The following is a 19,230-nucleotide window of genomic DNA, read 5'->3' on the forward strand; positions in this document are numbered from 1 at the left end:
GAGGATGCGCGCTTTCATCCTCCTCGTGGCCCTGAGCTGGATGGCGGGTGCGTGCGCCACCGCGCGCGCGCCCCGTCCGCCGGGTGACCCCGCGGCGCTGCGCTACAACATCTCCTGTTCGCTCGGGGCAGCGCCCGCGTTGGAGGTGGAGGTGGTGCTGTTGCCAGGGGGACCTCGGGACTTCCTCTTCAGCCAGCCCGGCGGCGTCGACACGGTGTGGGCCACGTTCGAGCACGGCGATGTCCGCGCGCTGCGCGTCACCGCGGGGGGCGTGCACGTGCCCTCCGCGGCCCGCTTCCTGCGCTATCGCTATGCGCCGGAGCCGCGCCACCGGGGTCAGGGGCCGGGCTTGTTCACCGGCATGGGGGACGAGGGCGCGTTCCACGTCGCGGGCCGTGCGTACCTGCTTCGGCCTCGCGTGGTGACTCCGGGGTTGCGCGTGGAGCTGTTCGTCGAGGGCGCGGAAGCGCTGCTGCCTTGGGCTCCGAGTGACGGCGGGCTCTATCACGTGCGGGGTGAGGACCTGGTGGACTCGGGGTTCCACGGGTTCGGCGGGCGGCGCTGCCTCGTGCGGCTGGAGGCCGCGACCGTGGAGGTGGCCATCCTCGGGCAACTGACGCACCTGCGCGATGCGGACGTGTGCGGGTGGATCCGTCAGGCCGCGGTGGAAGTGGCCACCGTGCGCCACGCCTTTCCGTATCCTCGGGTCACGGTGCGCGTGGTGCCGGTGCCCGGCGATTCCGACGCGGGGCTCTTTGGCATGGTGCTGTGGAGCTCGCCGCCCAGCATCTCCATCCTCGTGGGGCAGGATGCTTCACGTGAGGCGCTCGGCGGCGACTGGGTGGCCGTGCACGAGATGCTCCACCTCGCGCATCCCGCGATGCTTCCTCACGTCCCCTGGCTCACCGAGGGATTGGCCACCTACTACACGGAGCTGGCGCGGGCGCGCTCGGGACGGCAGACGGCGCAGCGGGCCTGGGAGGAACTGGTGGCGGGCTTCGAGCGAGGCCGTGAATCCGCCGGCACGCGGACCATGGCGGAGGTGGTAGCGCATGGCGACTACATGTCCACGTACTGGCTTGGCGCGCTGTTCGCGCTGCATCTGGATGTAGAGCTGCGGCGCGTCAGCCATGGCACTCGGCGCTTGGAGGACGTGCTCGAGTCCCTCGGGCGGCAGGGGCAGACCTCCACGTTGGGCGCGTTCGGCGTCGCGGTGGATGCCGTGGCGGGACAGCCCCTGTTCGACTCCCTGCTGGCGCGGCACCTCCCGCGGCCTGCCTTCGCCGAACTGGAAGGGCTGTTGGAATCCTTGGGGGTTCGACAGGGCCCCCAGGGCGTCACGCTCGCGCCGGGACCCGCGGGCGCCATGCGACAGGCGCTCGATGGGGAGCGCCCGGATTTGTAACCCGCCATGTCGGACCTGCGTAACGGATGCATCCGTGGAAACACGGCATCCGTAGTGGAGGTCCACCATGACGCGAACCATCCTGGCGCTCGCCGCCGTTTGGGCCCTGACCGCGAACGCGGCCGAGCCCACCCCCGCCGCGCGCTCCTTCATCTTCAATGACCCGAATCACCGCGACACGGTGATGTTCGTCCTTGATGCACCGCTCGAGGTGATCAACGGCCTGTCCAATGACATCCACGGACGGGTGGACGTCCAGGGCACCAAGGTGAGTGGAAAGTTCCAGGTGCCGGTTCGTTCCCTGAAGACGGGCAATGACACCCGCGACGGGCACTTGCAAAATGACCGCTGGCTGGACGCGCAGAAGTATCCAGACATCGTGTTCGAGTTCAAGGACGTGGTTCTCCCCGCGGCCCCCGAGGTGGGCAAGCCCTTGAAGGTGAAGGCGAAGGGACAATTCACGGTCCACGGCGTGACGCGCGAGGAACCTGTCGAGGTCACCGCGACGTTTTTTCAAGAAACGGCTGAGACCCGGAATCGCGCGGCAGGTGAATTGTTACGAGTCCGCGCAAAATTCCAGATTCCGCTGGAGGCCTATGGCGTCAAGCGGACCGAAGCGTTGGTGCTCAAGGTCGGGGAGACCGCGGAGGTCTCCATCGATGCCTGGGGCTCCACGCAATTCAAGCTGTAGTTCCCCCCAACGCAGTACGAAAGGAAGCGAAGCTCCATGAACGTCAAGGCTCTTGCGGCAATCGTCGGCACCCTGTCCCTCGGCGCGCTGGCCTCCGGCTGTGCGTCCACGAAGTCCGCGGAAGGCCCGCAGGCGGCCTCCTCCGAGAAGGGCGCCGAGGGCAGCTGCGGCGCGAAGGCCACCGAGGCGAAGGGCTCCGAGGCGAGCTGCAACGCCAAGCACGAGGCCACTCCGGCGGCCACCCCGGAGAAGGGCGCGCAGGGCAGCTGCGGCAACGGCTCCTGCGGCCAGAAGAAGTAAGGCGCTGGGCCTTCACGGGCCCGCGCGCTGCACTCCGGGCGGTGGGAAGGAAGCTTCCCGCCGCCCGTGTTGTTCCACGCCACCTGGGATGGAGAGTGTCACGTGCCCGCGAGCTATGCGCACAGACATGGGCTGAGAGCACTCGGCGCGGGCATCGGGCTGCGCCGCGACTTCTATGAAGCGCTGCCGCGCACGGAGCGCGCGCTCGACTGGGTGGAGATCATCCCCGAGAACTTCCTCACGCTCGGCGGACGGACGCAGCGCGCCCTGGATGCGTGCCGCGAACGCTGGTCGGTGCTGCCGCATGGCGTGGGCCTCAACATCGGTGGGCCGGACGCGCTGGACGAGGACTATGTGTCCCGCTTGTCCGCGCTGGTGCGGCGCGTGGACGCGCCGTTCTTCTCGGATCACCTTTGTTATTCGCGGTTGGGCGGCGTGCACCTGCACGACTTGTTGCCGTTGCCGTTCACGGAGGCCGCGGTGGAGCACGTGGTGCCGCGCGTGCGCGAGGTCATGGCGCGGGTGGGGCGGCCCTTCCTCCTGGAGAACCCCAGCTACTACGCGAAGATGCCGGGCGGCACGCTGGCCGAGGCCGACTTCCTGCGCCACGTGGTGGAGCAGGCGGACTGTGGACTGCTGCTCGACGTGAACAACGTGTACGTCAACGCGATGAACCACGGCTATGACGCGCGCGCCTTCGTGGACGCGCTGCCGCTGGAGCGCGTGGTGCAGATCCACCTCGCGGGGCACGAGGTGCGGCCGGACGTGCTCATCGACACGCATGGCGCGTCGGTCTGCGATGAGGTGTGGGCGCTGTATCGCTACACGATTGCGCGCACGGGTGCGGTGTCCACCTTGATTGAGTGGGACCAGGACATTCCCTCGCTCGACGCGGTGTTGGACGAGGCGGACCGGGCCCGCGGGGTGCTGCGCGAGGAGCTGCGCCGATGACGCCGGAGCTGAAGCACTTCTTCGACTCGATGGGGGCTTACTTCGAGGGTGTGCCCGAGGGCGTGGGCCTGGAGCGCCTCTATGCCGCGCACCCAGGTTGGCAGACGCCGCGCACGCGCACGGCCCTCTATGGCGGCTTCGTGCGAGGGCACGTCCGAGGCGCGCTGGAGAAGCTCTTTCCGCTGAGCCGCCACGCCGTGGGTGAGGCGGCGTGGGACGCGCTGGTGGAGGAGTACACGCGCACGCGCCCGGCTCGGCACTACGAAATCAATCGGCTGGGTGAGGCGTTTCCCGCCCACGTCGCGGACCGCGTGGAGGCACTGGGGCTTGCGCCGCATGTGCCCGCGCTCGCGCGGTTCGAGTGGGCGGACTTCGCCGTGTTCGCCTCGGAGGAGGTCGCGCCGGAGGTCGTGGAGCGGCTGACGGCGAACCCGACCCTGACGGTGTTGGAGCACGCGTTCCGGATCTGCGCGCACGTGCGAGCCGGCGACGCGCGCAAGGTGCCCGACGCCGGCGAGGAACTCGCGCTCCTCTGGCGTCACCCCGGGCAACTCGCGACGTTCTACATGGAGGCGACTCCGTCCGCGCTCCTGGTGTTGAAGATGGCGGTGGAGGGACTCACGGCCGAGCATGTGGCGGCGGCCACGGGAATGAGTGAGGCCCAAGTGCGCGCGGACGTGGTCCGCTTCGCGCGCGACGGCCTGGTGCTGCTGCCGCCCGAGTCCAAGTAGGTCGCCCGCGCGCAGCGCCGGTGTTCGCACGTCGGCCCAGGGGCTTGAGCGCTCAGTGTGACGCGGGGGCCTCGTGGGTTCGCGAGGCGCTCAGCACCGGTGCCTCCTCTGGGGCCGGTCCATCGAAGAACGTCCCTTGCCGGACCCCCGCTCCGATGGGGTTCATGTTCGGGAATGACTCCCGGCGATAGAGCACGCCGTCGCGGCGAACGTTGCCGAACAGCATCTTCACCGGGTCTGTCCCATGCGCGCTCAGCGCGAGCCCCTGCGCGTCCAAGCGCCCATGGAAGCAGTGGCGCGCGATGTCGTTCCAGGTCGCGCCATCCGACGAGCCAGCCCCTGTGGCGCAGGTGCGCTCACCGTCGTGGGTGACCGTCATCCGGAGGAAGGCGAGCCCCCGCATCGTGGCCGCCGTCCGAGGCCCGCGCGCGGGCTCAACGGAGCGCGTCGGGCCTCCCGTCGCGTCGCGGTACTGGACGCGCAGCGGGTGCTTGTTCGCGGGGCGGCACACCGCGAAGTAACGCGCTTCCGGCTCGGTGCCGTCGCGGGCCATCAGGCAGCCCTTGGCCCAGGCGTTCACATGGCTGTCCGCGGCATGTACCTGCGCGGTCCACGTGTGAGTGTCCGCATCGCCGCGTGGCTCCCAGGCGAACGCGAAGCTGTCGCGCGTGCTCCAGAGATCTCCCGAGGTGGTCTCCGCGCCGAGCAGGTCCAGCGGCTCGCGATTGCCCGCGCATGGAAGGTCGCCGAGGCAGTCGAAGGGCCACGCGGGATGGTGCCGCAGGGAGGCCCAGGGCGAGGGCCCCGCGTTCACCTTGTCCGTGGCGAGGTGATGGGCCTGCGCCCGCAGCGCGGCGAACCAGGCTTCGGCCGAGTTCACCCCCCAGACGCGACTGACGAAGCCCTCGGCGTGGACGCGCTCCGCCAGCTTCACGCGGGAGAGCTTCAGGTTGAAGAACACCACGTCCGCGCGCGCGCCCAAGCGCGTCGCGTCAGCGAGGTCCGGCGCGATGAACGCCAGCCGCTCCACGGCCTCGGAGCCGCCGGCCACGTAGGTGTCGAGGCGCCCCCCCGCCGAGGAGAGCGAGCCTCCGGTGAGGACGATGAGGAATCGCCCGCGCATCGCATCCAGCGAGGGCCAGTGGCATGCGCCCGTCACCGCACGCTGGAGCGCGGTCGCGCCCGGACAGGCCGCCATCAAATGGGCGGGTGTGACGACCCAGGCGGGATCGAGGTGCTGGAGGATGCGCGCGTCCAGGTCCTCGGGCCGCCGCGTGCGCTCGAAGTTGTCCTTGAGGTCCAGCCACACCGTGACGACCTCATGGCGAGGATGGGCGAGGTGGAAGGCCCGCAGGACGTCGAGGCAGTCCGACAGTCGATCGCACGACGTCCCCGGCGCGGAGCTGTCGTGATAGACGAACCAGTCGCCCGGGGTCCGAGGCCGCCCGCCCTTGCCGTTGTGCACGTCCAGTTCGATGGAGCGGATGCCGTGGAACACGAGCTGCTCGAGCAGCGCCTCGTCTCGCTGATAGGCGTTGTGCGAGGACTTCTGCCGCACCTCGTTGTAGGGCGGCGCCTCCGTCGCGAGCGCGGCGGTGGCGAGGAGCAGTGCGGCGAGAAGGGCCAGCAGCGCGCCGCCGGACATCATGGTGAGAGAGGGCTCCAGAAGACCAAGGCCCGCTCAGTCTGGCAGACGCGCGCGCCAGCGCGAAACGCATGGGGCCTCGGCAGCCTGCCTGCCGACACGCAGCGTCCGCCAGTCATCCCCGCTCCGCGCGAGCCTGGCCCTGCCGGGCGAAGCCTCAGTTGCCTTCGTAACGGGAGATGCCGCGCGCGGTGCCGATGTACCGCCCACCTTCGGGCCGCGGCGCGAGCGCGCGCACGTCCGCGTCGAGCAGCCCATCCTGCGTGCCCAACGGCGTGACGATGTCTCGGGCGAGGTCGTAGCGCACGAGTCCATTGCGCGTGCCTGCCCACAGCACGTCGACCGGAGAGGCTCCGGTGACGGGATGGCGCTCGAAGAGGAGCGCCTGCACCTGTTCGTCGGGGAGGTTCCACGGCGAGGCGCGCAGCGCGGGACCTTCCTGGCCCAGGGCCCCGAAGCCGCGCCGTGTACCCACGTAGACCTGTCCCTCCGGGCCCACCGCGACGGACAGGACGTCAACATCCGGCACCTCCGGGGGCACGTGCATCACCACCGAGACGGAGGCCAGCGCGGGCTCGAACGGCTGCTCCACGTGCACCGTCACCTCGGCCAGCCCCTCGGGGGTGGCGGCCCAGGCCTTCACGAACGGAGCGGACGTGGCGGGCGACAGCGCGAGCTGACGCACCGAGAAGCCCTGGAGCGCGCGGCGTCCCACGAGCAGACCCGGCGCGCCGCCCATGGATGGGTTGCTTGCTCGCGTGAGAATGAGTCCGGCCTCGGTGCCCAACAGCAGCAGGTCCGGCGTGGCCAGCGCGGCCACCGCGAGGACCTTCTTTCCGGAGAAGAGCAGGGGGCCCTCGCTGTGGCGCGTGCAGGTGTTCCCCGCGCACCGCGCCACGCCTGCCTCCGTGCCCACGAAGAGCACCTCGCCCGAGTCCGTGGGCAGCACCGTCAGCGCGCGAGCGGGCGCATCCAGGGGCGTGGCCGTGGCGGGCGCGCTCACGCGGAAGACCGTGGCCGCGGCGCCGTCCACGTAGCGGAGTCCCTCGGGACTTTGGGTGAGCGCGGCCACGGGCTTGTCCGTGGTCACCACCGTCTCCACCAGCTTCGCGCCCGAGGCCCCTAGCACCGTGAACGAGGCCGCGCCCCGGCCCACCGCGCCGGCCTGATCCGTCGCGCGGAGCACCACGGTGTGTTTGCCCGGCGAGGGCTGGGGCAGCGTCGCGGTCGCGCCCTTGAACACCAGCGCATCGCCCAGGTTGTCCAACCATGCCAGCTCGGCGAGGACGCCGGGCTCGTCGACGTCCTTCGCGCCGCCCACGGCGGTGATGTCGCTGCCCACCCGGCATGGCGTGTCCAGGCAGTTGAGCCCACCCTGACGGACCATGCTGATGTTCACCTCGGGCGCGCCGTTCACCGTGACGGCCACGGTGGCGGAGCACGAGAGCCCGCGCGGATCCGTCACCGTGAGCGTGAGGGTATGGGGCCCCGGAGAGACGAGCCGGCGCGTCAGGGCGCTGGACCCACCGGCAAGCATCCCGTCGCGCGTGGAACTCCACACGAAGCGCAGCTCGCCCCGGGGGTCCTCCGCGTCCAGGGCGGTCCCTTCCAGCGGGACAGGCACGCCCGCGTTCAACACCGCCCCGGACACGGGCGCTTCGATGGCGCACGCGCTGGGCGCGGTGTTGGGCACGACGCGCACGGGCCGCTCCGCGCAGCCTCGGAGCGTGGCGTCTTCGGGATCCACCGCGCAGGCGGTAAGCACCTGCGCGCCCGTCACGTCCAGCACGGCGTTCAGCTCGAAGTCCGTGCCCAGCGGCGCCAGGGAGGCGCTGGTCGTCCACGTGGGCGCCAGCGCGGCGCCGGTCTCCGGATCCACACAGCGCCCCATCAACTCCAGCTTGCTTCCCGGCGACAGCCGAGCGCCGTCCTCGCGAGGCAGGGCGATGTCGCACTGAGGCGGCAGGTTGGTGACGAGCCGCACGCGCACGCTGTCCGTGGCCGCATGCCCGCTTCCGTCCACCACCCGTGCGACGACGGTGAACTCGCCGGGCGTCGAGAAGAGGTGCACCAGCGTGGGGCCCTTGCCCAGCGTCACGTCTCCCGGCTCCAGCGTCCAGGTGATGGCGGCGTCCAGGTTGCCCGGGCCCCCCGGGGTGTCGAAGTCCTGCGCGGTGGCGCGGAAGGAGACCGTCGCATCGAGCGGGGGCGGCGCGCCGCTCTTCACGAAGACCTCGGTGCGCTCCGGGCGGGTGATGAGCACCGCGGGCGCTTTGTTCGAGCGCACCGTGACCGACACGGTGGCCGAGGCGCTCTCTCCCGTGGCCGGATCCGTGGCCACGCAGGTGAGCGTGTCCTCTCCGGGCACGGTCAGCGCCGCGCGCGCCACATCCGCCGAGGCCAGCGGGCCCGACAGCTCGGACGTCCAGCGCACCTCGCTCGGGCCCAGTCGCTCGCCACTCGCGGAGCGGGCCTCGCACTCCAGCGCGAAGGACTCGCCCAGGTTGAACGCGCTCCCTGCGGCCGGGGCGTGGACCGTCACGCTGGGCGCCTCGTGCTCCAGCACGCGGACGGTGATGGCGTCGCTGGAGGACAGCCCACCGGAGTCCACCACGGTGGCGGTCAGGGTGTGCTCGCCGGGCGCCATCAAGGTCGCGGAGGCGTGCGCGCCGCTCGCGAGCTGGCCTGACACGGAGGACACCCACAACACGCGCGCCTCCACCGTGTCGCCGTCCTCCGCGTCCGAGACCGTGGCCGTCAGCTCCACCGGCCTTCCCGCGCGCACGAGCGTGTCCACCTGGGGCTGGACGATGTGCACCGTGGGCGCGTGGTTGGTGGGCGGACCCGGTGGGGGATGCGACTCACAAGCCCCGAGGCCCAGGAGGGCGAGCAGGAGCAGGGGGGGAGGACGGTGGGCAGGGGGGAGAGCCTTCACGGGGCCTCAGTCAGCGGGCCGGCAGACGCGTCCGGCGGCGGAGCGTCCGCACTTGAGGGGAGCGGGGCAGTCGCGATTCGCGGTGCAAGGCACGGTGCAGGAGCCCTCGACGCAGAGCCCGTTGAGGAGGCCCTGCTCTCGGCAGCGCGCGTCCCCGTCGCAGCCCGAGCCCAGGAGGAGGAAGGCGTGGCAGCTCGCGAACTGCGACGTGTCCGGGCGGCACTGGCCCTCCTGGCACGCGAAGCCCTGCGCGCAGGTGTTCTCGTTGTCGCAGGCGGCCACGCACGCCGTGCCGCCCTCGGGCTGCGGCAGGCAGCGCGCGTCGTCGCGGCATTGCCAGTCGCCCTTGCACGGCGCGCACGTCGCGCTGGGGGCTTCGCAGCGCGCGTCATGGCACGTGAGCCCGTTGCCGCACTGGGCATCTTCGTGGCACTCCACGCACTCGCCGGAAGCGTCGCACACGAGGCCGGACGCGCAGCCCGTCGCGCGGCAGTCCGGACCGGGCGCGGGGTCACCCAGCTTGAGGTCGACCTTCACTTCCTTCTTCTCGCCCATGCCCACGCACGCCTCGGTGGTCGCCGCGGGCAGGTCTGGCGCCAGGACGCTGAGGGTGTAGCAGCCGTCGGGCAGGGGGCCCAGCCGCAGCCGTCCCTGGCTGTCCAGGCTGAGCAACTGGAAGGGCGTGCCCTCCACGGTGACGCGCGCCGCGTCCACCGAGCCTCCGCGAGTCGCCTTCACCCGCAGGTCGAAGAAGCCCGCGAGCCGAGGCGTCAGCTTCTCCACCGTCACGGACTGGCCGCCCGGCACGTTCACCTTCACGCGCGTCGCCTTCTCCGAGGTGGCCACGACGAACAGCTCCGCGGGGCCGGCCGGGACGCGCTCCAGGACGAACGCGCCCTCCGCGTCCACCTCACCGCGCACGGAAGGGTCGCCCACCAGCGAGACCCAGGCGAGCTGCGAGTCCCACTCCGTCAACTGGCCCCGAATGGTGCCCGTGCGGAATGGCGCGTTCTCCAGGTTGCCGCATGCCAGCGCGGCCACCACGAACGCGAAGACCGCGGCGATGTGAACGGGCGCGCGCATCAGAACCGATACCCCACTCCCGCATGGCCGCTGGTGAACCCCACCGCCTGCCCCTGGCCGTCCACGACGACGTAGGTGAGCATGAGCTGCGTCTGGAGCATCAGCTCCAAGCGCTCACCCAGGCGCCACGCCACGCCACCGACGAGCCCGGGACTGACGGTGAAGTAATGCTGGCCTCCGGCGAAGGACTCCACCTCGAAGGACCGGCTCAAGTACAAGGCGGCCACACGCGGGCCGGCGAAGAGGGTGAGTCGCTCCCATCGCCAGAGATAGGGCACCGCCAGGCCCAGGGTGAACGTGGTGTAGCCAAAGGGCACCTCGCCGCCCGGCTCCAGCAGGAGCCGCCGCCGCCCCCGACTGAAGGCCACGTCCGCGAGCAGCCCGAAGTTGTCGAGCGGACGGTCCTCCAGCCGCAGCGACACCATGGCCTCCGGCGCGGCGGGGAGCAGGTCCCGGCGGCTGCGGCCATCCACGAAGCTGAACATTCCGCCGAGCAGCGCCAGCGAGCGGTGGGGGAACGTCTCCGCGAGCAGCCGCTCCAGGGGCAGCCGCTCCCCCTCGCGCAGGTCCACCTCGCGGCGCACCAGCAGCTCGTCGCCCTTGGTCAACTCCACGGTGCGGCGGCCCGGCACCACTGCCGTGCCCCCCGGCAGGTCGGTGCGCGCCTCGCCGTCCACCTTCAGGGTGAAGCCATCCAGTCGGGGGTTGTACGAGAACAGCTCCGGCCTGCCCGTCCGGGCGATGCTTCCCGACAGCACCACCGGATCCGCGCCCACTTCCAGGATTTCGGCGGAGGGCCGCTGGCGCCCCTCGGTGAAGGCGAACGTGCGGCGACGCGCGTAGTCATGGGCCTCCGAGGCGGTGACGGCGCCGTCGGCGTTGCGGTCCGCGCCTCCCGTGAGGCCCTCGATGAGGAAGTGCGTGTAGATGTCGTTGCGCAGGCCCTCGTCCTCGCGGGCCGTCTCGCCCCAGTCGCAGGCGGCGAAGACCATGGACGCGCGCGAGGACTCCTCCATCGGCCGCGCGTAGAAGCCGGACTTGATTCCGGCCAGCTCCGCCTCCAGCTCCTTGGGCAAGAGCGACTTGCCGCTGCCGCTGTGACAGGTGGCCAGCACCAGCAGGCGCCTGCGGCTGGGGAGCTGATCGAACTCCGCCTTCAGCACGTCCATGGACAGCGCCGTCTGCGGGATGTTGCGGTACGACGCGTCGCGGGTGACGAGGTAGCGCCGCAGCTCCCCCTGGTTGTCGCGGGCCAGCGTGCCATGTGCGGAGAAGTAGACCACCACCACGTCGTCCGGCCGGTTCGCCTCCTGGCGCAGCCGCCGCACCGCCGCGAGGATGGAGGCTCGCGTCGTCTCCTCGGGCTTCGACAGCACCCGGACCTGGTCGAACCGGCCTCGGCGGGGATCTCGCAGCGCCTCGCCCAGGTCGTGCGCGTCCTTCGAGGAGTAGCGCAGGTTGTGCCACTGCGGGTCGTCGAACTCGGAGATGCCCACCAGCAGCGCCAGCCGGCGCGGAGTGTAGGCCTCGGTCAGCGTCGCCTCGTCGAGCCGCAGGGGCACGAGGCCGCCCTTGTCCAGGGCGGCCTGCGGGCCCGCGCACGCGGCGAGCGCCGCGAGCAGGATGGGGACGAGGCGCTTCACGGGTCAGCGGGGATTCTGACCGTTCTGGATGCGGACGTCGAACCGCTCCACCGACAGGGGCCCCTCCCGCGGCGGTGCCCCGGTCCTGAGCGCCGTGCCCACCTCCTCGGGGGACAGCGGCTCCTCGCCGGGGGCGCCCACCAGCCACAGGGTCAGCCCGCCCGCCTCGCCCTCCAGGCTCACGCCCGTGAGCCCCTCGGGGCCCTCCAGGTCGTGCGTGCCGGACTCCAGCGCGAAGCGGCCCATCAGCTCCGGAGGCTGGCCCGCTCGCTGCTGGAAGAGCAGGGCGCTGCCCGCCTCGGTCGCGTGGTAGCGCAAGAGCAGCACGTCCCCTTCGGGCACCACCGCGCCCGGGTCCACGCGCCGCAGGTGTCCGTCGGAGCCGCGCGCCACCACGGCCAATTCCAGCGCGATGCGCCCCCCGGGGCCCTTCACGCCCGTCTCCGGCCCGGGCCCCTTCGCGCGGGGAACGAGCACCAGCGCCAGCACGCAGGCGGCGATCGCCCCCAGCGCCACGCTCCAGCGGCCCAGCGCGGAGGAGGGCCCGCGCAGCGCCCGGCGGATCCGCGCCAGCCCCACTTCGTCCAGCGCGGGCGCGGGGGGCTTCGGTCCCTGTCCGAGCAACGCCGCGTCCGCGAGCCCGTCGAGCAGGCCGGGGCCGTCGTGGGTGGCGAGGAAGTCCTCACAGGTGTCACAGGGCGCGGCCAGGTGCTCGCGAAAGTGCGCCACGGCCTGCGGCTCCCCCGCCTCCAGGTCGCGAAGCGCTTGGGTGTCCAGGTGTCTCATGACGTCACTCCCTCCGGCCCGCGAGCACGCGCCGCAGCAGCTCGCGCTTGACGCGGGAGCGGAAGCGCTCCAGCCGCATCGTCACGGCGCTCTTGCCCACGCCGAGCTGCTCGGCGATCTCCCGCGCGGACAGCTCGCCCTCGATGTAGAACAGCCGCACCGTCTTCTTCTCCTCACCCTCGGGCAGCTCGTCGATGAGCTGACGCACCACCGCGATGTCCCGTTCCACCTGGAGCGCCTCGGGCATGGCGGGCACGGACTCGGGTCCAGGCTCGGCGGCATCATCCTCCACCCGTCGGGCGTGGGCCTTGCGCTCCAGCCGCGTCCGGGCGCGATTGCGCGCGATGCTCAACAGCCACGCCTCGAAGGCGCCCACCTCCTTCAGGCGGGGCAGCGCCCGGAAGGCCCGGACATACGTCTCCTGGATGATGTCCTCCACCTCGTCCGGGTCCAGGGTGGCGAAGCCGGCCACCAGCCGTGCCACCATGGGCCGGGTGTACCGGTACAGCTCGCTGAAGGCGGACGCTTCCCCACGGGCAGCCCTTCGCACGTGTTCCGCCAGACCCTCCGAGGAACCCACCTGACCTCCAGACCCTCGTGACCGAACGCCGGCCACGCTCCCCCGATATACGCCGGCGGGGCTGCGGGGAAGCAGTCCGAGCGCTCGCTTCTTCGTGCTGGCCCCCAGGGGGGCCTCGGGGGGAAGAATGGGGGCCTCGCTGACACCCGCCCGAGGACCTTGCCATGCGCGTCATCAACTTCAACCCCGGCCCCGCCGCCATGCCCCTGCCGGCGCTCGAGCGCGCCCGAGACGAGCTGCTCGATTTCCAGGGCTCCGGCATGTCCATCATGGAGCACAGCCACCGGGGCAAGGTCTACGAGGCCGTCCACGACGAGGCCATCGCCCTGCTGACGCAGATGCTGGACATCCCCGCGACCCACCAGGTCGTCTTCCTCACCGGGGGCGCGCACCAGCAGTTCGCGCAGGTGCCGATGAACTTCCTCACCCCAGCCCATCCCTCCGCGGATTACTTCCTGACGGGCGGGTGGAGTGAGAAGGCCCTCGAGGAGGCGAGGTTCTACGGGACGCCGCGCGTGGCCATCACCACGCAAGGCCCGGACAAGCGCTACACGCGCGTGCCCACCCAGGCCGAGCTGCGGGTGGACCCCAGCGCGGCCTACGTCCACTTCACGTCCAACAACACGCTCTTCGGCACGCAGTGGCACACCTTCCCGGAGGTCGGTGACGTGCCGCTGGTGGCGGACATGTGCTCGGACTTCCTCTGGCGGAAGTTCGACGTGAGCCGCTTCGCGCTGCTCTACGCGGGCGCGCAGAAGAACCTGGGACCCTCGGGCGTCACGGTGGTGGTCGCGTCCAAGGAGTTCATGGCGCGGGGCCGCCAGGACATCCCCAAGGTGTTCCGCTACTCGGTCCACGCGGAGAACAACTCGCTGTACAACACGCCGCCCACCCTGGCCATCTACCTGGCCCGCAACGTCCTCGCGTGGATCCGCGACCTGGGCGGGCTGGACGCGGTGGAGCGCCGCAACCGCGAGAAGGCCGCCCTGCTGTACGCCGCGCTGGACCGGCACGCGGGGTTCTACCGCGCGCCGGTGGAGCGCGACTCCCGCTCGGCGATGAACGCGGTGTTCTACCTGCCCACCGAGGCGCTCGACGCGACCTTCGCCGCCGAGGCGCTGAAGGCGGGCATGGCCGGACTCAAGGGCCACCGCAGCGTGGGCGGCATCCGGGCGTCGCTCTACAACGCGGTTTCGGTGGAGGACGTGCGCGCCCTGGTGTCCTTCATGGACCATTTCGTGAAGACTCACGGGTAGGCTGCGTCCAACACGCGAAACAGCCCCACCCTGGAGGAGTCCATGAAGAGAGCGACCCTGTCCGCCCTGTTGCTGTCCCTGACGCTCGCGGTTCCCGCCCTGGCCAAGGAGGTCGCGGGGGTGAGCTTTCCCGACACCGTCCAGGTGGATGGCAAGGCCCTGAAGTTCAACGGCGCGGGGCTGCGCAAGAAGATGATCTTCAAGGTCTACACGGCGGGCCTCTACCTGGAGACCCCGTCGCAGGACGCCGCGCAGGTCATCAGCTCGGATCAGGTCAAGCGCGTGCGGATGACCATGCTGCGCGACCTGGAGAAGAAGACCATCGTCGATGCCATCACCGACGGCTTCAAGAAGAACGCGGGCGCGGGCTTCCCGGCCCTCAAGGCGCGGCTGGACACGTTCGCCTCGGCCATCCCGGACCTGAAGAAGGGCGATGAGCTCATCCTCACGTACACCCCCGGCCGCGGCACGCGCGTGACGAGCAAGTCCGGCCAGGAGATCGACGTCGAGGGCAAGGACTTCGCCGACGCCCTCTTTTCCGTGTGGCTGGGCAAGGAGCCGGTGGACTCGAGCCTCAAGGAAGGGATGCTCGGCAAGGACGACTGAGCCTCGCGCCCAGCCCTGGAAGTGAAGACGCCCCGCGACTCCCAGAGGAGACGCGGGGCGTCGTGCTGTCCGGAGGTGTCGCGCCGCGTCGTGCCTCGTGGAGGAGGAGCGAGCCGGGGTGCTTGCCGGCCGCGGCAGACTTCTGGAATGAAGGACCCGGTCGGTCGTTGACGCCCGTCAGACGTGGACCACCCCCCCGGCCCCTGTCCCTGCTTCCTGGAGATTGCTTTGAAGAGACTGGCACTGCTCGCCGCCTCCTGTGTCCTCGGCACCGCCTGCAAGACGGCGGAGCCCGCCCCCGAGCCCCCGCGCGCCACCCCGGTGGCCACCGCGCCGGCGTCTCCGCCCTCCGCCGAGGTGGCGATGGCCGATGCGACCAGGCCGGTGCCGCCGGGCCTGGACCTGGCGGTGATGGACACCTCGGTGAACCCCTGTGACGACTTCTATGCCTACGCGTGCGGTGGCTGGCTGAAGACGACGGAGATCCCGGCGGACCGCTCGCGCTGGTCGCGCGGCTTCGAGACGGTGGCCGAGCGCAATGAGCAGGTGCTGCGCGACATCCTCACCAGCGCCGCGGCCACCAAGTCCGCGGACCGCGCCACCGAGATGCTCGGGGACTACTACGGCGCCTGTATGGACGAGGCGGCGCTGGAGCAGTCCATGCCCGCGCTCAAGGCGCAGCTCGCGAAGCTGACCTCGCTCAAGAGCGCCAATGACCTGGCGAAGACGGTGGCGTGGCTGCACGCGCGCGGCGTGGACTCGCTCTTCCGGATCACCTCGGATCAGGACCTGAAGGACGCCACGCTCGTCATCGGCGTGGTGGACCAGGGCGGTCTTGGCATGCCGGACCGGGACTACTACCTGAAGGACGACGCGAAGATGAAGGAGGCGCGCGTCGCCTACCAGGAGCACGTGAAGAACGTGTTCCTCTTGCTCGGGGACAAGCCGGAGATGGCCACGCGCAAGGCGCAGGGCATCCTGGCCATCGAGACCCGGCTCGCGGGCGCCTCGCTGTCCAAGGTGGAGCGCCGCGACCCCGAGAAGACCTACCACCGGCTGGAGCGCAAGGGCCTGCAGACGACGGCGCCGGCCTTCGGCTGGGACGTGTACTTCAAGCAGGTGGGGCTGCCCGAGGGTGACGCGCTCAACGTCGCGCACCCGGCGTTCTTCCAGACGGTGTCCGCCATGGTGCGCGAGCAGCGCCCGGGCGACTGGGGTCCCTACCTCGCGTACCACTTCGTGGACTCCGTGCGGGACACGCTGCCCAAGAAGCTCCAGGAGGAGTTCTTCCGCTTCGAGTCCTCGGTGCTGACGGGCGCCAAGGAGGACATCGCGCGGTGGAAGAAGTGCGTGCGCTCCACGGACGCGGCGCTGCCGCACGTGCTGGCGCAGCCGTTCATCGCGCGCACGTTTGGCGCGGACGGCAAGGCCACCACCAGCGACATGGTGGGGCAGATCGAGAAGTCCTTCGAGCGCAACCTGGACACGCTGTCGTGGATGGACGCGGAGACGAAGGCCAAGGCGCTGGAGAAGGTCCAGAAGATCACCAACAAGATTGGCTACCCGGACGTGTGGCGCAGCTACGAGGGGCTGAAGCTGGACCGCGCCTCGTTCCTCCAGTCGTACCTGGCCACCGAGGCCTTCGAGCAGGCCCGGCAGCTGCGCAAGGCGGGCAAGCCGGTGGACCGCGCCGAGTGGCTGATGTCACCGCCGACGGTGAACGCCTACTACAACCCGGCCACCAACGAGATTGTCTTTCCCGCGGGCATCCTCCAGCCGCCGTTCTTCAATCGCGAGGCCTCGGCCCCGGTGAACTTCGGCGCCATGGGCATGGTGGTGGGGCATGAAATCACCCACGGCTTCGACGACGAGGGCCGCCTCTTCGACGCGGATGGCAACCTGAAGCAGTGGTGGACGGACGCCTCGGACAAGGCGTTCCGTGAGCGCGTGGCGTGCGTGCAGCGCCAGTACGACGGCTACACCGCCGTGGACGACGTGAAGGTGAACGGCAAGCTCACCCTGGGCGAGAACGTGGCGGACCTGGGCGGCCTCAAGCTGTCCTTCGCGGCCATGCAGGCGTACCTGGCGGCACACCCGGAGAAGGCCTCGGAGGCCCAGGCGTACCGCTTCTCCCCGGCGCAGCAGTTCTTCCTGGGCTACGCGCAGTCGTGGTGCTCGAAGATTCGCGACGCCGCCGCGCGTCAGCGGGCGCTGACGGACTCGCACTCGCCCGCGTTCCTGCGCGTCAACGGGCCGGTGACGAACCTCCAGCAGTTCCAGCAGGCCTTCTCGTGCCAGGCTGGCGCGAAGATGGTCGCCCCCGCTGCGAACCGCTGCGAGGTCTGGTAGGTCCCGGACCATCCAAGGGAGGACGGCATGGGAATCTTGTCATGGCTGGTGTTGGGCGGTATCGCGGGATGGCTGGCCAGCATCATCAAGGGCACTGACGCCCGGATGGGGCTGTTCGCCAACATCTTCACCGGCATCGTGGGCGCCATGGTCGGCGGCTGGGTGTTCAACCTGCTCGGCGGCCGAGGCGTGACGGGGTTCAACCTCTACTCGCTGGGCGTCGCCACGGCGGGGGCCTTCCTCCTGCTGACGTTGTTGAAGGCCATCTCCAAGTAGCTCGGCTCAGAACAGGCTGAGCTGCGGAGAGGCGGGAGGCTTGCGCTCCGGACGCAGGAAGGTGTCCGGGGCCGCCTCGGTGATGGCGGACCCGCGGATGCCCAGCCGGCGCGCCGTCGTGTGGAAGAGCTGGTGGATGCTCTGGGCGTAGAGCCCCTCTCCGCGCATGCGGTGCCGGAAGCGCGAGTCATTCAGCTCGCCCCCGCGCGTCTCGCGGATGCGGTGCAGGACGCGGGCGGCCCGGAGCGGCAGCTTCGCGCGCAGGCGCTCCTCGAAGACCTCCTTCACGGGACCGGGCAGCCGCAGGAGCGTGTAGTGCGCCCGCGAGACGCCGGCCTCGCGCGCCGCGGCGAGCACGCGGGCGATGTCCTCGTCATTGAGGCCCGGGATGATGGGCGCCACGGAGACCGCCACGTCGATGCCCGCCTGGCTGAGCCGCTCGATGGTGCGCAGCCGGCGCTGGGGCGAGGCCGCGTAGGGCTCCATCGCGCGCGCCAGGTCCGGCTGATGGAAGGGCAGGCTGATGCTGACCCAGAGTCGCGCCTCGCGCGCCAGGCGCTGGAGCACGTCCAGGTCCCGCTCGATGAGCACGCCCTTGGTGATGATGCCCACGGGGTTGCGGTACTCGGCGCAGACCTCCAGACATTGGCGGGTGAGGCGCAGGGACGCCTCCAGCGGCTGGTAGCAGTCCGTGACGCCGCTGAAGACGACCGTCTCTCCCTTCCAGGACGGGCGCTCGAACGCCTCGCGCAGGAGCTCCGGCGCGCGGGGCTTCACCACGATGCGCGTCTCGAAGTCCGTGCCCGCGCCCAGGTCCAGGTACTGGTGCGTGGGGCGCGCGTAGCAGTACGCGCAGGCATGGAGGCAGCCCCGATAGGGATTGGCGCTCCAATCGAAGCCGACGTCCGGGCTGTCGTTGTGCGACAGCACGGAGCGACTGTGGTCCTCCCACACCTCCAACCGTGAAGGAGGAATCTCGTCGAGGTACTCCACCGCGGTGCTCGCCCAGGGGTTGGGCGGGTTGTCGATGGGACGGGCTTTCACGCCCCTACGGTGTGGCTGAAAGCCCGTTCAGTCAAGCGCTTAGCAGCCCGTGTTGTAGGCGGACAGGAAGAGCGTGCGGTCCGTGGCGTCCACGGTGCCGTTGCCGTCCACGTCCGCGGCCAGCTGGCCGGCCTGCCACGCGTTGAGGAAGGCGGTGCGGTCCGCGACGTTCACGGTGCCGTTCACGTCGTAGTCGGAGGGGCAGAAGAGCTGCAGGTCGAGCGACCACGACGCGGAGGCCGAGCCGTTGCCCTGGCCCTGGGCGTCCACCAGCGCGGAGACGTCACCCTGGAGGGTGTACTGGCCCGCGGGAATCCAGCCGGTGCGCGTGGAGGAGTCCTCGCCGTCGAGGTTGCCGATGTCGAGCGAGAGGATGGGGTGGGTCGCGGTGATGTCGGCGACGTAGAGCAGGGCGGTGGAGCCACCGAACTGGTACGCGCCGATGTACGCGTCCGAGTCCGCCTGCGCGCTGCCCCACACCACGTAGCGCGAGATGCGGTTCACGTTGAAGGTCAGGTAGAAGTCCGCGTTGCCCTGTCCCTGGCCCCGCGCGGACGGATCCATGGCGACGCCGCGAGCGGTGGCGGAGACGGACGCGGTGATGCGCGAGGCGCCGATGGTGGACTGGCCCGTGCCGGAGCCATCCGCGTCCACGCGGCTCTTCGAGTCCTCATACTGGGTGTTGGCCTTCAGCACGATGCTGTCGCTGAACGGCGCGAAGCCATGGGTGCCGTGGGAGTCCGAGTGGACGACGTTCGTGGTGGCATCCACGGCGGAGATGCCGGCGGAGACCGAGCGGCTGCCCTGCACCGGGGTGATGACCTGGGCCTGGGCGGCGGTGGCGACAACGAGGGGGAGAGCACCAACACACATCGACAGGAGACGCATGCGTTCCTCAGCGGGACTGCGGGGAGAGGCGCGCACCTTACGTTGTTTGCCTGACATTTCG

Annotated in this window: 17 protein-coding genes; 9 read left to right on the plus strand and 8 right to left on the minus strand. The window is 70.7% G+C overall.

Translation table 11 applies throughout. The features are described from left to right. Positions 1-4 precede the first annotated feature (4 nt). The 5 genes from KRR26_RS18425 (at position 5) to KRR26_RS18445 (ending at position 4,078) form a co-directional block, all read left to right on the plus strand. The gene (locus KRR26_RS18425; protein WP_236068750.1) at positions 5-1,405 is read left to right on the plus strand and encodes a M61 metallopeptidase family protein; all 1,401 of its coding nucleotides are present in this window, start codon (positions 5-7) and stop codon (positions 1,403-1,405) included. Between the two features lie 67 nt (positions 1,406-1,472). Continuing rightward, positions 1,473-2,096: a YceI family protein gene (locus KRR26_RS18430; RefSeq protein WP_217080426.1), complete on the plus strand. Its 624-nt coding sequence runs from the start codon at positions 1,473-1,475 to the stop codon at positions 2,094-2,096. 36 nt (positions 2,097-2,132) lie between these two features. Next, positions 2,133-2,396: a hypothetical protein gene (locus KRR26_RS18435; RefSeq protein ID WP_120208528.1), complete on the plus strand. Its 264-nt coding sequence runs from the start codon at positions 2,133-2,135 to the stop codon at positions 2,394-2,396. Between the two features lie 102 nt (positions 2,397-2,498). Further along, entirely contained in the window at positions 2,499-3,347 is an 849-nt protein-coding gene (gene bufB / locus KRR26_RS18440; protein ID WP_217080427.1) for an MNIO family bufferin maturase, read from the plus strand. Further along, the gene (locus KRR26_RS18445) at positions 3,344-4,078 is read left to right on the plus strand and encodes an HvfC/BufC family peptide modification chaperone (protein ID WP_120208530.1); all 735 of its coding nucleotides are present in this window, start codon (positions 3,344-3,346) and stop codon (positions 4,076-4,078) included. The genes bufB and KRR26_RS18445 overlap by 4 nt, the downstream gene beginning before the upstream one ends. A 52-nt stretch (positions 4,079-4,130) precedes the next feature. On the opposite strand, the gene KRR26_RS18450 is transcribed toward KRR26_RS18445, so the two are convergent. From KRR26_RS18450 to KRR26_RS18475, 6 genes are all read right to left on the minus strand, one after another. Further along, complete coding sequence (locus KRR26_RS18450) at positions 4,131-5,726, minus strand: Ca2+-dependent phosphoinositide-specific phospholipase C (RefSeq protein ID WP_217080428.1); 1,596 nt, start codon at positions 5,724-5,726, stop codon at positions 4,131-4,133. Positions 5,727-5,880: 154 nt separating this feature from the next. After that, the gene (locus KRR26_RS18455) at positions 5,881-8,658 is read right to left on the minus strand and encodes a PKD domain-containing protein (RefSeq protein WP_217080429.1); all 2,778 of its coding nucleotides are present in this window, start codon (positions 8,656-8,658) and stop codon (positions 5,881-5,883) included. Positions 8,659-8,664: 6 nt separating this feature from the next. After that, complete coding sequence (locus KRR26_RS18460; RefSeq protein ID WP_120208535.1) at positions 8,665-9,741, minus strand: carboxypeptidase regulatory-like domain-containing protein; 1,077 nt, start codon at positions 9,739-9,741, stop codon at positions 8,665-8,667. After that, a complete protein-coding gene (locus KRR26_RS18465) occupies positions 9,741-11,384 on the minus strand; it encodes a caspase family protein (protein ID WP_217080430.1) in 1,644 nt (547 codons plus the stop codon). Before KRR26_RS18465 ends, KRR26_RS18460 begins: the two co-directional genes overlap by 1 nt. Before the next feature lie 3 nt (positions 11,385-11,387). After that, positions 11,388-12,170, minus strand: coding sequence for a hypothetical protein (locus KRR26_RS18470; RefSeq protein WP_217080431.1), 783 nt, complete (start codon positions 12,168-12,170; stop codon positions 11,388-11,390). Between the two features lie 4 nt (positions 12,171-12,174). Next, complete coding sequence (locus KRR26_RS18475) at positions 12,175-12,750, minus strand: RNA polymerase sigma factor (protein ID WP_120208541.1); 576 nt, start codon at positions 12,748-12,750, stop codon at positions 12,175-12,177. 164 nt (positions 12,751-12,914) lie between these two features. Between KRR26_RS18475 and serC the strand changes: the two genes are divergently transcribed. From serC to KRR26_RS18495, 4 genes are all read left to right on the plus strand, one after another. After that, a complete protein-coding gene (serC, locus tag KRR26_RS18480) occupies positions 12,915-14,006 on the plus strand; it encodes a 3-phosphoserine/phosphohydroxythreonine transaminase (RefSeq protein WP_120208543.1) in 1,092 nt (363 codons plus the stop codon). Positions 14,007-14,048: 42 nt separating this feature from the next. Then, positions 14,049-14,612, plus strand: coding sequence for a chalcone isomerase family protein (locus KRR26_RS18485; protein ID WP_120208545.1), 564 nt, complete (start codon positions 14,049-14,051; stop codon positions 14,610-14,612). Positions 14,613-14,840: 228 nt separating this feature from the next. Then, a complete protein-coding gene (locus KRR26_RS18490) occupies positions 14,841-16,961 on the plus strand; it encodes a M13 family metallopeptidase (protein ID WP_233577322.1) in 2,121 nt (706 codons plus the stop codon). A 27-nt stretch (positions 16,962-16,988) separates the two neighbouring features. Next, positions 16,989-17,237 (plus strand): GlsB/YeaQ/YmgE family stress response membrane protein, encoded by a 249-nt coding sequence (locus tag KRR26_RS18495; protein WP_120208547.1) that lies wholly within the window; start codon positions 16,989-16,991, stop codon positions 17,235-17,237. A gap of 6 nt (positions 17,238-17,243) precedes the next feature. On the opposite strand, the gene KRR26_RS18500 is transcribed toward KRR26_RS18495, so the two are convergent. Both KRR26_RS18500 and KRR26_RS18505 read right to left on the minus strand, forming a co-directional pair. Continuing rightward, on the minus strand, positions 17,244-18,281 hold the full coding sequence (locus KRR26_RS18500; RefSeq protein WP_217080432.1) for a PA0069 family radical SAM protein: 1,038 nt from the start codon (positions 18,279-18,281) through the stop codon (positions 17,244-17,246). 39 nt (positions 18,282-18,320) lie between these two features. After that, a complete protein-coding gene (locus tag KRR26_RS18505) occupies positions 18,321-19,169 on the minus strand; it encodes a GC-type dockerin domain-anchored protein (protein ID WP_120208550.1) in 849 nt (282 codons plus the stop codon). Between the last annotated feature and the right edge of the window lie 61 nt (positions 19,170-19,230).

The organism is Citreicoccus inhibens, from assembly GCF_019039035.1.
In the GTDB taxonomy this organism is placed as follows: Bacteria; Myxococcota; Myxococcia; order Myxococcales; family Myxococcaceae; genus Citreicoccus; species Citreicoccus inhibens.

Excerpts from the sequence above, each read along its gene's own strand:
- KRR26_RS18445 (WP_120208530.1), top strand. The coding sequence starts at position 3,344 with ATGACGCCGGAGCTGAAGCACTTCTTCGACTCGATGGGGGCTTACTTC.
- serC (WP_120208543.1), top strand. The coding sequence starts at position 12,915 with ATGCGCGTCATCAACTTCAACCCCGGCCCCGCCGCCATGCCCCTGCCG.
- KRR26_RS18470 (WP_217080431.1), bottom strand. The coding sequence starts at position 12,170 with ATGAGACACCTGGACACCCAAGCGCTTCGCGACCTGGAGGCGGGGGAG.
- KRR26_RS18450 (WP_217080428.1), bottom strand. The coding sequence starts at position 5,726 with ATGATGTCCGGCGGCGCGCTGCTGGCCCTTCTCGCCGCACTGCTCCTC.
- KRR26_RS18435 (WP_120208528.1), top strand. The coding sequence starts at position 2,133 with ATGAACGTCAAGGCTCTTGCGGCAATCGTCGGCACCCTGTCCCTCGGC.
- KRR26_RS18495 (WP_120208547.1), top strand. The coding sequence starts at position 16,989 with ATGGGAATCTTGTCATGGCTGGTGTTGGGCGGTATCGCGGGATGGCTG.
- KRR26_RS18430 (WP_217080426.1), top strand. The coding sequence starts at position 1,473 with ATGACGCGAACCATCCTGGCGCTCGCCGCCGTTTGGGCCCTGACCGCG.
- KRR26_RS18460 (WP_120208535.1), bottom strand. The coding sequence starts at position 9,741 with ATGCGCGCGCCCGTTCACATCGCCGCGGTCTTCGCGTTCGTGGTGGCC.
- KRR26_RS18485 (WP_120208545.1), top strand. The coding sequence starts at position 14,049 with ATGAAGAGAGCGACCCTGTCCGCCCTGTTGCTGTCCCTGACGCTCGCG.
- KRR26_RS18505 (WP_120208550.1), bottom strand. The coding sequence starts at position 19,169 with ATGCGTCTCCTGTCGATGTGTGTTGGTGCTCTCCCCCTCGTTGTCGCC.
- KRR26_RS18425 (WP_236068750.1), top strand. The coding sequence starts at position 5 with ATGCGCGCTTTCATCCTCCTCGTGGCCCTGAGCTGGATGGCGGGTGCG.